Source organism: Paenibacillus zeisoli (genome assembly GCF_003994465.1).
Lineage (GTDB): Bacteria > Bacillota > Bacilli > Paenibacillales > Paenibacillaceae > Fontibacillus > Fontibacillus zeisoli.
In genome coordinates, this window is sequence record NZ_RZNX01000002.1 from 112430 (window position 1) to 125349 (window position 12920).

The following is a 12920-nucleotide window of genomic DNA, read 5'->3' on the forward strand; positions in this document are numbered from 1 at the left end:
TAGCGCCTCCTACACTCGGCCGACGTCATTGACGGCCTTGTCCATACTTTTATCGTAGAATTGAATGACCTTCTGGTTCGCTTCATAAGCCCGTTGAGCCGTCATTAAATCGACCATCGATTGAGCTGTATTCACATTCGAACCCTCAAGAGAACCCTGACGTACGGTTACAGCGTCAGCAGCGGTCATATTGCGAAGACCCGCCTTCTGCGGATCAGCAGCTTCATACACACCGTTCCCGTTACGAACAAGCTCATAAGGGGATGCAGCTACTGTAATCTGCAGCTGTTGGTTGGTAGGGGCTCCATTATATAGGAAGTTACCCTTACTATCCATCTGGAGATCATTAATAGGACGATCAAGAACCAGCGGCTGACCATTGCTGCCAAGAACCTTGAAGCCAGTGGAGCTAAGAAGTTCCCCTGCTCCATTCACATGAAAGCTGCCATCTCTCGTATAACGGATGTTTCCGCTATTGTCTTGAACCGTAAAGAAGGCTTGAGGGCGATACACCACACTGCCATCCGCTTTCACGAATTTGCCTGACTGATCAAAAGCATACGGCTGTCCCGTCGCCGGGTCAACCAGTTCCAGGCTGGACTCCAGTCCAAAATCCGAACTCTTGCCTGTCTCTCTAAGGTCCCCCTGTGTGTAAGTAGGTTGAGTCTCTTCGGCGAACACGCCGGTATTCAGCTTGCCAATTTGTGAGCTGCCGGGTCCGTTCCCGCCTACCAGAGATATAAGCACCTCTGGAAATGAGCGGGCTGCCTCGTTCACCGACTTGTATCCTGGTGTGTTAACGTTGGCTATATTCTGGGTCACCGTATCGTGCATTCGCTGCTGGGTCATCATGCCCGCGGCAGCCGTATAGAGTCCTCTTAGCAAATGGGAAACCTCCTTAGTTTTCACAACCCGCCCAAACCCTCCCTTGCCTAAGCATATGCTTTCGAAGTAGTTTTCCCTTGGAAAACTTTTAGGAGGGCCCCAAGGATTTCATCCTCTGGACACCTGAATGGGTGGGGAGTGGAGCAGGGTTAGTTGGACTTAGTGCTCATCGTGCTCTGAGTCGCTTGTCGTCCCTACGGGACACGCTTCTGGGTTGGGTTGCTTTGATGAAAAATTACTGTGTAGTGTTAGCAAGTTGACTGACTCGGATTGACGTTTACTGTCTTTGGCTTGCAAAATCTTATTTGTTCCTAATATCTTCTTAGCTAGGATGTCTGTATTGATTCATTGACTGCTTGTACTAAAATCAAGATCTTAACAGCTTGTTAATTGCTTAGTTACTTACTTGGGCTTAAATCTTAGGATCTTCCATGTGGTGATTCTGTTTGCTTACACACCTTTTGACAAGCTAAGCTACTTACTTGGTTCTACTTACTTACTTGTTTACTTAATTGTTCTACTTGCTTCTTTTACTTGCTTCTTTTACTTGCTTGCTTCTTTTACTTGCTTGATTCAATTACTTGCTTCACACGATTTCCTTGTTTGGTCTACTTGTTTGGTCTACTTACTTGGTCTGCTTACTTACTTACTTTACTTGCTAGGTTACTTGCTGAAGATTTAATTGCTTGTGGTCTTGCTAAATGCTCTAGCCGTTTAACAGCTTACTCACTAAGGCTAATTGCTGATCAGCAAGGGACCAGTTCTCTTAGCCGCGGCGTAGGAACTCCAGCTAGTGCTTTTGTAATAAATTGCCTGTTTCTAATGATTCAGACATGGGTAGTTAAACTTTAGACCTACTTACTTGGCTTGTTTATGTCTAACTCCTATCATTTACATAACATTCAACGTCAGGATTAACCGTGATGTAGATCATCTATATCCAATTGCCCAAGGGGGCAAGAAGGTTCTTAAGTTTATATCGGACGATTAGAACTTTTTCTTAATGACTTTGTCCAAATTATCCAGCATGAGCCCAGTACCCTTCACGACGCAGTGCATCGGATCTTCAGCAACGACTACCGGTACTCGAAGCTCGTCGGCCAATAGCTCGTCCAATCCGTTCAGCAGAGCGCCCCCACCGGTCAAAATTACCCCGCGGTCGATAATATCCGCTGATAGTTCCGGCGGAGTGCGCTCCAAGACTGATTTTGCTGCCGCAACAATTGAAGACACGGGCTCCCATAGAGCTTCCTGTACTTCTGCAGAAGATATTGTAATGGTAAGCGGAAGTCCTGATACCATGTCTCTTCCCCGAATGTCGAGCTCTGCCTGACGGCCGCCTGGACGAACAGTTCCGATTCCGATCTTGATATCCTCAGCTGTACGCTCGCCGATTAACAGCTTGTACTTTGTTTTGATATAACGAATAATGGCCGCATCAAATTTGTCGCCTGCCATCTTAATTGAAGACGCTGTGACGATGTCTCCCATAGAGAGAACCGCTACGTCTGTGGTACCGCCTCCAATATCTACAACCATATTCCCGCTCGGTTCATAAATATCCATTCCCGCACCGATGGCAGCAGCCTTCGGTTCTTCTTCCAAATAGACTTCCTTAGCTCCGCTGCGCTCAGCGGCCTCACGGATCGCCTTTTGCTCAACCGAGGTAATGTTCGTTGGGGCACAGATGAGAATTCGGGGGTGACTATACCAGCTCTTGCCGCCAACACGGTTGATGAAATACTTCAGCATGGTCTCCGTAATTTCGAAATCCGCAATGACTCCATCCTTCAGCGGACGGATTGCCACAATATTCCCAGGTGTTCTGCCTACCATCCGTCTTGCATCTTCGCCGACAGCAAGCACACGCTTGGTATCGCTCTCAATGGTTACTACCGAAGGCTCGTCGAGCACTACACCTTTCCCTTTTACATGGATAAGCACATTCGCCGTGCCCAAGTCAATTCCGATATCCTTGCTCATCATTACAAAGCTCCCCCAAAGCGTATTTTAAATGGTAAAAGAAATCCTCATCTATGGTTACCCGTATTCGACAGAAAATCCGTTAGTTTTACAAAAAAGACCAGAAAAAAATACATCTTAAGTCCGTTCTGTATAGCTAAATTTCGGGATGAATGGATAAATTACCCGCATTCTCGTACCATATTTAAAAATATCATACTTTGGGGGACGTATTCAATCACAATCCTGTCTTTTTTAGAAGGAAAAACGCTATGATCTTGTCGATTCAATGAAAATAATGCCTGAAACAATCCGTGACATTTGGAATATTAAATTAGGACTAATTTACTGCTGAAATGACTTCCCGTTTGGAGGGTGTAGTTTTCTTATACTTAATTTTGGTCGCCTCTCCTCCGCGCAGATGCCGAATCGATTTGTGGTACTCCAAAATATGCTTCACCTGGTCAGCCAGATCCGGGTTGATCTCCGGAAGCCGTTCGGTCAGGTCCTTATGCACCGTGCTCTTGGACACGCCAAATTCCTTGGCGATCGTTCTTACTGTATGCCTCGTCTCCACGATGCAGCGGCCTATCTTAATGGTACGTTCCTTGATGTAATCATGCACGCTCCCGCCTCCCAACTCGAGATAGTTTGGTACAGTATATGAGGGGCGTGCCCATATATTCTTTGTTTCCAAGCGTGACAAGCCATGGGAGAGCAATTTTTTGTGCCTAACACAGGAAAAAGACGGGGAATCTCACGATTCCCCGCCCGGGTGCGGACCTTATACAATAAGGGTTTTTCTCTTATGGACAGGTCCATTAGGATAAGGCAATTATTTTTGCGGAAGCAGGGCTGCCGGGTTGACCGGGGTACCGTTCTCATATACAGCAAAGTGAACATGATTGCCAAGATCCTTCTCAAGCTCACTACGTCCAGCGCTGGCCAGTGTATCGCCTTGCTTCACTTCAGCATCTTTCTTCACTTTGACGTCAGCCAAGCTTTCGTATACGGTCTTCAAGTTATTGGCATTCGTGATCTCCACCACATAACCCGACAATGGAGTCTGCTCCACACGAGTAACTTTGCCACTCAGCGCTGCTTTGACTTCAAAAGCCTTGTTGTCCCCGCGCGCCAGGTCAATACCTGTGTTAGGGATAAATGTATCGTTGTACTTCACGATCGCAGCAACATGGTCTTCGGCTGAAGCATCTTTGTCATAAAAAGGCTTGACGACAGTAACATCGGCGGCATTCGCCACCGGCCATACAAGATCTTCCGGCGTTGCAACAGTAGATACGGATTGACTTTCTTGGGTCTTGCTTGAATCCACTACCGGTGTGTTGTCCACATTTGCGGCTACCCCAGCGGTTTCTTTGACCTGCGGCTTATGGCTGGCATCCTGGTAGACCCACACTAAGGTTAGTATGATTGCCGCGGTGGCCATGTATGCTGCTGGGTATACCCACTTTCTTGACAACAGCCTTTTCCATGAGGACGCCTGTACTACAGGCTCTCCCAATCCAATTTTAGGAGATTCCTCATTCTTTTGATTCTTCTGATTTTGATCATTCATAGTTTATCACCTCAGTAACAAGTGTTACCGGGGACAACTCTTTTATACTTCAGCTATACTATTTTTTTGGAAAATATTTCAGAGTGGTATGAATATATAAGACGCAGTTAAAATGTTCTCATTTGTGGGCACAGTCGTAATTACGGGGTATGCTTGGGCTTCCGGCCGCTGCCCACCTCCAGATTTCTTGATTAATACCTCAGGGCGGGTGAAATCAGGAGACAAAGCAAAGGCTTCCGAATTTTCAGAAAGCTTGTAGGCGATCGCTTTCGCTCCTTCAGTTCCAAGCTTCCCCCTCTGTTACTCCTTACCCTCAAGTCACTTTTTAACTGTGTCTTATATAAAACCAACACTTACGTAGGGTCTGTCTTAACTCTTAGGCAGCAGCCTGGAGGCTTGATCGAAGGAGATTCCAGTATAATAGTGTCTGAGAATCTGGGTTACCGTATATCCTTCCTGGGCCATTCCGTTGGCTCCCCACTGGCTCATTCCTACCCCATGACCATACCCGTAGGTTGTAATCTTGACCTGATCTCCTGTTATATCAAAACGGAATTGGCTGGAGCGCAGACCCAGCTTCTCCCGGATCTCTCTTCCGCTAAACTTGCTCCCGGCTATTTCGGCTTCCTTAACTCTATGTCCCGTTGTACTTGACAAGATCTTAAACAGATTTCCGCCCTTCTGATTCAGACCTGCTGCTGCAGGGACGCTGGGCTGGTTAAGGCCTAGCTTCTGGAACACGCTGCTCAGCTTTAAGGTAACCGTCTCCTTATAGGTAGGGTCCAGCTTCGCATCCCACGGACTTGCCACACTGCGAAGATAGGGAATTCTCTGATTCCAGTATTCTTCCGAGTTCTCGGTATATCCGCTGCTCGCGGAGAAGAAGGAAGCTGTGATAGGCTTGCCTTGATAGGTCATAATGGTGCCGGCTGTATCCTGTACAGCCTTTCTGATCTTGGCCAGCTTGTCAGCCTCGCCATCCTTCTTCCATTTGGCTAGTGAGGCCTGCGATAGATAGGCTTGATGTGCGACGGTATCCGTTACATTGGCGGCCCCGCCTGGTACACCGCTGACATCGCCATCCGCCAGCCTGTGCACGATGAAGGTGCGCGCAGCGATAGCCTGGGCCTTAAGCGCCTCCAGCTCGAAGGTTGCTGGCATTTCGGCTGCAAGCACGCCGGCCACGTAATCCTCGAGCGGGAGTGTCTCCACCATGCCGGTCTTCGAGAGATAGACTCGGACCGGCGTCTGGTCCGCCTGCGCCCGGGCGGCTGGCGCAGGCACCGGCTTCGCCGGAACCCGGACGGGCGCGGGCTGGGGCACCGCGCCCGGGGAAGGCCCCCCGCGCAGGAGCATAACCAGCGCGGGCAGCACCAGGGCCGCCGCTGTCAGCACAGCCGCGGCGGCCAAGATCTGGCGGTCCTTTCTTCCGAATCTGCGGAAGAAAGGACCGCGGGCCCTGCCCCGCACGCGAATGCGAGTGCGGGGCGGCTCGTCTGCGCCGGGCGGCGGCGTAAGCGCGCCCGGCGGCCGTTGCTGCAGCGGGCCCGCGTCCTGCGGGGCCCGCGGTGGGGCCGCAGGCACCGCTGGCGCAGCCGCGGTGCCGCCCGTTCGCCCAGCTAGTGAAGCGCTGGGCGTCCCCGCCATAGCGTGCTGCGGCGTCTCATTTCCCCGCGTTATTTGCCCGGGCAGTCCGCTCTCTATGCCGCTTGGCCAAGCGCCCTGACTTTCCGCCTCACTTCGCCGTACCCGTTCATGCTGCAGTGAACTATGCGGCACCCGCTCACTTTTTGACTCACTCCACTGCGCTTGTTGTTGCTCTATCTTACTTCGTTCTAGCGGTTCGGCTTTAGCCGCTCTTGGGCTTACTGATTCATTCCCCACTATATCCTTCGCGGCTGGTTTGCCCTCCATGCCATTTCGCCGGACCAGCTCATCTCTAGTTGCTCCCGTTTGGCCGGAGGTATCTGCTGCCCTTGGTCGCTGAGTGGCCGCGCGAATAGTGCGCCTCTCTTCTCCGGCAGCAGCAGGGAGATGTTCCAGTAGCTCATAACCCTCCTCACCTGCTTGGATATCATTCATGCAAGTTTCCTCTAAACCTGATTGAAAACCAGGGGTTAATGTTACTTTTATAGAAGCTCTCTTCTCCTTCATGCTGTTCGTGACCTCCATCATCTAACGGATAAATTAGCGCCCTGCACCGAATTGCTGTCAGGTCATTCTAGCTTTTACTCGTTATATCTTTTAATCAATATACTTATAGATATGAGTTTTGGTCAGGAGGTAGAACCTTTAGGAAGAGCCTATAGTTCAACTTATATCAAAAAGAATCGGTTCACTAGGAAGCTTTATTACCCTGCAACAATGACAAAAGGACCCCTGCCCTTAGGCAGAGGTCCTCCCTTATTAATTAAAATGTAATTTAAGCCAGTGTAGGCTGTACTTTGAAAATCCCCAGTTCTTCTTGAACGGTTGAGGCCTTCTCTAAGCCTGACGCATCTACTTCTTCGTCCATGGATACACGCCAAATGTTGGCTCCAAGTCCTTGCAGCTTCTCCGCCAGATTCACATATCCGCGATCGATGTGGTGGGTACCACTGACTTCAGTCGTTCCCTCGGCTACAAGACCCGCAATGATAAGAGCGGCACCCGCGCGAAGATCTGTTGCGCACACTTTGGCGCCTCTCAGATTGGAACCGCCGGTAACAATGGCCGTGCGGCCTTCCACCTTAATCTCGGCATTCATCAAGCTGAATTGCTCCACATGCATGAAGCGATTCTCAAATACCGTCTCCGCTACTACGCTCGTTCCTTCTGATTTAAGCAGGAGAGCCATCATCTGAGACTGCATATCTGTCGGGAAGCCCGGATAAGGAAGGGTCTTCACATCTACAGAGCGCAGCGGTTTGTTCGCCGTTACGCGAACTCCGTTCTCCTGAATATCTATAGCCACGCCCATCTCTTCAAGCTTGGAAATGACAGGCCCGAGATGGTCCGCGATTGCACCTTCTACGAAAACATCGCCGCCAGTAATGGCTGCCGCGATCATAAAGGTTCCTGCCTCTACTCGGTCAGGAATAACCGTATGATCTACACCGTGCAGCTTCTCAACGCCCTCAATGCGGATCATGCCTGTTCCCGCACCGCGAATAATGGCGCCCATGCTGGTGAGGTAATTCGCAAGATCGACAATTTCCGGCTCTTTCGCCGCATTTTCGATAATAGTCGTACCTTCGGCAAGCGTTGCCGCCATCATAATATTCTCAGTAGCTCCAACGCTGGCTACATCCAGATAGATCTTCGCACCGCGGAGTCTACCTTCAGACTTGGCTTCAATGTAACCTTGACCCAGGTTGATCTCTGCACCCATAGCTTCAAAGCCTTTAAGGTGTTGATCAATCGGTCTAGTCCCTATTGCGCAGCCGCCGGGGAGTGAAATTCTTGTATGTCCCATGCGTGTAAGCAGGGGTCCCATGACCAGGAAAGATGCCCGCATTTTGCGTACCCACTCATAGGGAGCCTCACAGGATACGAGTTTCTGCGCATCGACTGTGATCACTTCCTGCTCGTATGTAACAGCAGCTCCTAGATGTTCCAATACTTTATTAATCGTCATCACATCATCAAGTGGTGGTGCATCTCTTATGATGCTGACCCCTTCTTCACCCAACAAAGAGGCTGCGATAATGGGCAGCACCGAGTTCTTAGCTCCGCTGACTTTGACGTTCCCGGTCAACACATTGCCACCGCGGACGATAAATTTGCTCATCTTGTTTCCCTCCGCGCGTTCATTTTCTCTTTTTAATAAACATTTGAAAAGAGTATCCCGCTAATTCACTAAGTTTCATAATAACATGGTTTATTTACATGGCTCAAGAGTTTGTTAACATAAGAATATCGTTTAGCGCTGTGTCTCAAAAAAGCCCAGCTGCGACTTTAGGAACAATATTCTCTTACCATACAGGGGATAAAATTACGGAGCATAAGATCCATATTTCCATTGTTAACACAATGTTTCGATGTTATTCGACGTTTGACACTCACTGAATATTTCCTATGAGAGATATAACCAAACGCAGGAATATTAAAACATGTATCGAAGCATCCGAGTGTAACCCCAGTAATCCAGCACAAAAGAAGCAACGAAATGCCCCAAAATAACGGCCAGCAATAGTTGTAACAGCTTGCCTTGTGGTCCCTTGGGGTTGCGTACGATCAAATCCAGCTTTAAATTCTGCAGCGCCCAGAAGGCTACTGCAATGCTAACCAGCGATACGATGATAGCTGTCAGACCACCCACAGCTATACTCGACGGCAATTGGCTCACCGTATTTGAATCCACTCCGGATTCCTCCTCGGTCACGCTTATAATTTATGCGGGCAACCCAAAAACGGTTAATCACACCATAAATTATATCGGTTATTTGTGAGATAAACTGAAGACTGTATTTCCTCCACTTTTATCCACAGGATTTGCGTATTTTTTTAATTTACATTTTACAAAAACAAAGACCTTCTATATCATACTTGCCAAGCTTGTAATAATCCAGCTTTTTTCATGCTTTTTCAAATTTTGTCACATGAAAGCGATTTATTTTACAAAGAATAACTTTGAGCGCTATTACAATCTAAGTAGAGAACAACAATTTACCACACTGTAATCTACGGGGGGGCCTTTATGAAACTTGAAATTATCACTTATACCCTTGCTGACGCCAAAATTGCCCATGCCGCAGGAGCCGACCGAATTGAAGTCATTACAGCCCCTGCAGAGGGAGGCTTAACCCCGAGTCTCGGGCTTGTTGAAGAGATCAGGGAACACAGCAGTATTGATATGCGTATTATGGTTCGACCTCACAGCCGCCATTTCTGCTACGATGCCGATGACGCTCAGACTATAATTAGAGACGCAAGGCTCTTTAACCGAATAGGAATTGATGGACTTGTTTTTGGCGCTCTTACACATGATCACAAGGTAGATGAGGAGCTTCTGCTCAGGTTCATTGAAGCGGCCGGAGGCCTTCCAATCACCTTCCACCGTGCTTTCGATGAGGTTGCGGATCAAGTAAAGGCGCTTCTAACGTTAAGCCGGATTCCCGAGGTAACCCATATTCTAACCTCCGGCGCTAAGCCTTCAGCTTCCCAAGCAGTAGATACCCTACATCGGCTTAGGCACGTGGCAGCTGAAGCTGGGCAGATTGAGCTCATTGCCGGTGCCGGGCTTAAAGTGCATGCACTTGCTGGTTTTGTGCGGGATACCGGTTTATCTGAGGTTCATCTGGGATCTGGCGTCCGGGTGAACAATGATCTTCTTCAGCCGCTTGATGCCAGCTTAATCTCAGAAGCTAAAAATCTGATTAATCAGCCTCTATAATATTATCTCTAAATTAATTGAAAGCTTGAGCTATATAATATGTAGGGAAAAGGTTATTAGTCTAATTATTGTAAATTAAAAAAGGGCATTTCTCTCGGTCACATGACCTTGGAAATGCCCTTTCTTCCTATTCCTTACCTTTTGAAGAGACGTTGATACGAGTAATCGCTCTTTGCAATGCCAGTTCCGCACGGCGGTGATCAACAAGATCCCGGTTACCACCTGAGCTTAGACGTCGTTCAGCGCGCTCTCTCGCCGCTCTGGCACGTTCTACGTCAATGTCATTCGACATTTCTGCACTTTCGGCCAGAATAATCACTTTTTCCTTTTGCACTTCAACAAAGCCGCCATGGACAGCTAGAGTTGTAGCCGTATTTCCCGTTTTGATGGTGATCGGTGCCACTTTCAGTGGTGTAACCAACGGAAGGTGACCGGCCATAATCCCCAGTTCCCCTTCATCACCACGAACAGATACACTATCCACCTGCTGGGAGAACACGATGCGCTCAGGAGTGACAATTTCTAATAAAAAGGTGCTCACTTGCAACCCTCCTAAAAGCTACCCAGATGATAGCTATCTTCGTAAGCACTACTTAGTTTTCCTGCAGGGAAAACTATATCGTTAACCATCCCTCAGCTAGCCAAGAGAAAGTCTCGTACTCGGATTAATTCTAATGTCACTAGTTGATAAGCCTATGAAACAGGCGTTAGCTTATAGGGACTTAGCTTTCTCCACAGCTTCTTCGATGGCTCCAACGTACAGGAAGGCAGCCTCTGGAAGTTCATCGTGCTTACCGTCAAGAATCTCTCTGAAACTACGAACGGTATCTGCAATTGGAACATATTTACCCGGGAATCCGTTAAATGCTTCCGCTACGTGGAACGGTTGAGAAAGGAAGCGCTGAATTCTACGAGCACGTCCAACGATCAGCTTATCTTCTTCACTAAGCTCATCCATACCCAGAATCGCGATGATGTCTTGAAGCTCTTTATAACGTGCCAGGAGCTGTTTAACACCTTGAGCAACGTTATAGTGTTCTTCACCGACAACCTCTGGAGTTAGAATCCGGGAGCTGGAAGCGAGCGGATCTACCGCAGGGTAGATACCCATCTCGGAGATTTTACGCTCCAAGTTCGTTGTAGCATCCAAGTGCGCAAATGTTGTCGCAGGAGCCGGGTCAGTGTAGTCATCCGCAGGAACGTAGATCGCTTGGATCGAAGTAACGGAACCCTTCTTGGTAGAAGTAATCCGCTCTTGCAATTGTCCCATTTCTGTAGCAAGTGTAGGCTGGTAACCTACCGCTGAAGGCATACGTCCGAGAAGGGCGGATACTTCAGAACCTGCTTGAGTAAAGCGGAAGATGTTATCGATGAACAGAAGTACATCGCGTCCTTCTTCATCACGGAAATACTCAGCCATAGTCAGACCTGTCAACGCAACGCGAAGACGTGCACCCGGTGGTTCATTCATCTGTCCGAACACCATCGCAGTCTTGTTGATAACGCCGGAATCCGACATCTCATGGTACAAGTCGTTACCTTCACGTGTACGCTCACCTACACCGGCAAATACAGAAATACCGCCGTGCTCTTGAGCGATGTTATTGATAAGTTCTTGAATGGTTACCGTCTTACCTACACCCGCACCGCCGAAGAGGCCGATTTTACCACCCTTGGCGTAAGGAGCAAGCAGGTCGATAACCTTGATTCCTGTTTCAAGAATTTCAGCTTGTGTAGACAGTTCATCGAAAGCTGGCGGCTGACGATGGATCGGGTTCTTAACAGTTGTTGCTGCTGCGCCTCTGTTGTCAATAGTCTCACCAAGAACGTTAAAGATACGTCCAAGCGTGCCTTCACCGACAGGAACAGAGATTGGAGCGCCCAAATCTTCAGCTTCGGTTCCACGAACAAGACCGTCTGTTGAAGACATGGCAATACAACGAACCAGATTGTCACCCAAATGGTTGGAAACTTCAAGAATCAAATCAGTGACATTTCCCTGTTGATCCTTTTTCAAAACTTTAATGGCATTGAAAATCTCCGGAAGCTGACCACGGTCAAATTCAACGTCGACAACCGGACCCGTAATGCTGACAATGCGTCCTTTGCTCATCTCTTTCGTTTCCCTCCTCAAAGTTTGCGCAGCTAAGCTTTAGCCATACTCTACTTAACTTCCGAGTAGCCGCAAACTGTCATTGATACTTAGTTATTAGGATTGAGCGTTCGCTCCGGCCACAATCTCCGTAATTTCCTGAGTGATTGCCGCTTGGCGAGCGCGGTTATAGGTCAGTGTCAATTCACCGATCATTTTGCTTGCATTCTTGGTTGCATTACCCATCGCAGTCATTTTGGCCCCAAGCTCACTTGCTTTACCTTCAAGCAGAGCTCCATAGATAATCGTCTCAGCATACTTCGGAAGAAGTACCTGGAGAACACTCTCTGGAGAAGGCTCATACTCGTAGCTAGCCTTCACACCTGAAGCGGAAGCGACTGGCTTTTCAAATGGAAGAAGGCGGTTAATGGTTGGCACCTGGGTAATAGCATTAATGAATTTGTTATAGCAAATGTAGATCTCATCGAACTGCTCGTCTTCAAAGCTCCGTACAGCCGCATAAGCCAAAGACTTGATATCGGCGAACGTAGGAGAATCCGAAAGTTCAGTTACTTCGTCAACCACTGGAAGCTCGCGCCGTCTGAAATAGTCACGACCCTTACGTCCTACAACGAATATTCCGTATTCTTCCTTGGAGGTATGGGTAGCCTTGATTCTATCCATAACCGCGCGGAGCATGTTGGCATTGTATCCGCCAGCAAGTCCTGCATCGGAAGTAATCACGATATAAGCTGTTTTCTTAACCGGACGGGTAACCAGCATGGGATGTGAGATCCCTGTGGTACCAGCAGCAATTCCGTCTACGACTTCCTTCAGCTTTTCAGCATATGGACGAGAGGACTGTGCCTTCTCTTGGGCTCTCCGGAGCTTTGCGGCTGCAACCATCTCCATCGCTTTCGTGATTTGGCGGGTATTCTGAATACTCTTAATCTGACGCTTTATCTCGCGCATTCCTTTTGCCATGATTTCACCACCTCAAAGTTTTGGCAGCACCAAAACTAGCTTCGTAA

Annotated in this window: 11 protein-coding genes; 1 reads left to right on the forward strand and 10 read right to left on the reverse strand. The window is 48.5% G+C overall.

The window, feature by feature from the left end; all coding sequences use genetic code 11:
• Nucleotides 1–9: 9 nt before the first annotated feature.
• The 7 genes from EJP77_RS06515 to EJP77_RS06550 form a co-directional block, all read right to left on the reverse strand.
• A complete protein-coding gene (locus EJP77_RS06515) occupies nt 10–885 on the reverse strand; it encodes a flagellar hook-basal body protein (RefSeq protein ID WP_127198415.1) in 876 nt (291 codons plus the stop codon).
• A gap of 987 nt (nt 886–1872) precedes the next feature.
• On the reverse strand, nt 1873–2871 hold the full coding sequence (gene mreB / locus EJP77_RS06525; protein ID WP_127198416.1) for a rod shape-determining protein: 999 nt from the start codon (nt 2869–2871) through the stop codon (nt 1873–1875).
• Nucleotides 2872–3187: 316 nt separating this feature from the next.
• Complete coding sequence (gene spoIIID, locus EJP77_RS06530) at nt 3188–3472, reverse strand: sporulation transcriptional regulator SpoIIID (RefSeq protein WP_127198417.1); 285 nt, start codon at nt 3470–3472, stop codon at nt 3188–3190.
• Between the two features lie 210 nt (nt 3473–3682).
• Nucleotides 3683–4423 carry a M23 family metallopeptidase gene (locus tag EJP77_RS06535; protein WP_127198418.1) on the reverse strand — a complete coding sequence of 247 codons (741 nt, stop codon included), beginning with the start codon at nt 4421–4423 and terminating at the stop codon, nt 3683–3685.
• A 369-nt stretch (nt 4424–4792) separates the two neighbouring features.
• Entirely contained in the window at nt 4793–6505 is a 1713-nt protein-coding gene (gene spoIID / locus EJP77_RS06540) for a stage II sporulation protein D (protein WP_246021756.1), read from the reverse strand.
• A gap of 340 nt (nt 6506–6845) precedes the next feature.
• The gene (murA, locus tag EJP77_RS06545) at nt 6846–8192 is read right to left on the reverse strand and encodes a UDP-N-acetylglucosamine 1-carboxyvinyltransferase (protein WP_127198419.1); all 1347 of its coding nucleotides are present in this window, start codon (nt 8190–8192) and stop codon (nt 6846–6848) included.
• A gap of 315 nt (nt 8193–8507) precedes the next feature.
• Nucleotides 8508–8765 (reverse strand): DUF1146 family protein, encoded by a 258-nt coding sequence (locus tag EJP77_RS06550; protein WP_127198420.1) that lies wholly within the window; start codon nt 8763–8765, stop codon nt 8508–8510.
• Between the two features lie 336 nt (nt 8766–9101).
• Here EJP77_RS06550 and EJP77_RS06555 point away from each other — a divergent pair, with 336 nt between their 5' ends.
• Complete coding sequence (locus EJP77_RS06555; RefSeq protein ID WP_127198421.1) at nt 9102–9797, forward strand: copper homeostasis protein CutC; 696 nt, start codon at nt 9102–9104, stop codon at nt 9795–9797.
• A gap of 127 nt (nt 9798–9924) precedes the next feature.
• Here the strand turns inward: EJP77_RS06555 and EJP77_RS06560 are convergent, their stop codons facing one another.
• The 3 genes from EJP77_RS06560 to atpG all read right to left on the reverse strand — a co-directional run bounded on the left by EJP77_RS06560 (nt 9925) and on the right by atpG (nt 12873).
• Nucleotides 9925–10338 (reverse strand): F0F1 ATP synthase subunit epsilon, encoded by a 414-nt coding sequence (locus EJP77_RS06560; RefSeq protein WP_127198422.1) that lies wholly within the window; start codon nt 10336–10338, stop codon nt 9925–9927.
• 171 nt (nt 10339–10509) lie between these two features.
• On the reverse strand, nt 10510–11910 hold the full coding sequence (atpD, locus tag EJP77_RS06565; RefSeq protein ID WP_127198423.1) for a F0F1 ATP synthase subunit beta: 1401 nt from the start codon (nt 11908–11910) through the stop codon (nt 10510–10512).
• 96 nt (nt 11911–12006) lie between these two features.
• Nucleotides 12007–12873 carry an ATP synthase F1 subunit gamma gene (gene atpG, locus EJP77_RS06570; RefSeq protein ID WP_127198424.1) on the reverse strand — a complete coding sequence of 289 codons (867 nt, stop codon included), beginning with the start codon at nt 12871–12873 and terminating at the stop codon, nt 12007–12009.
• Nucleotides 12874–12920: the final 47 nt, after the last annotated feature.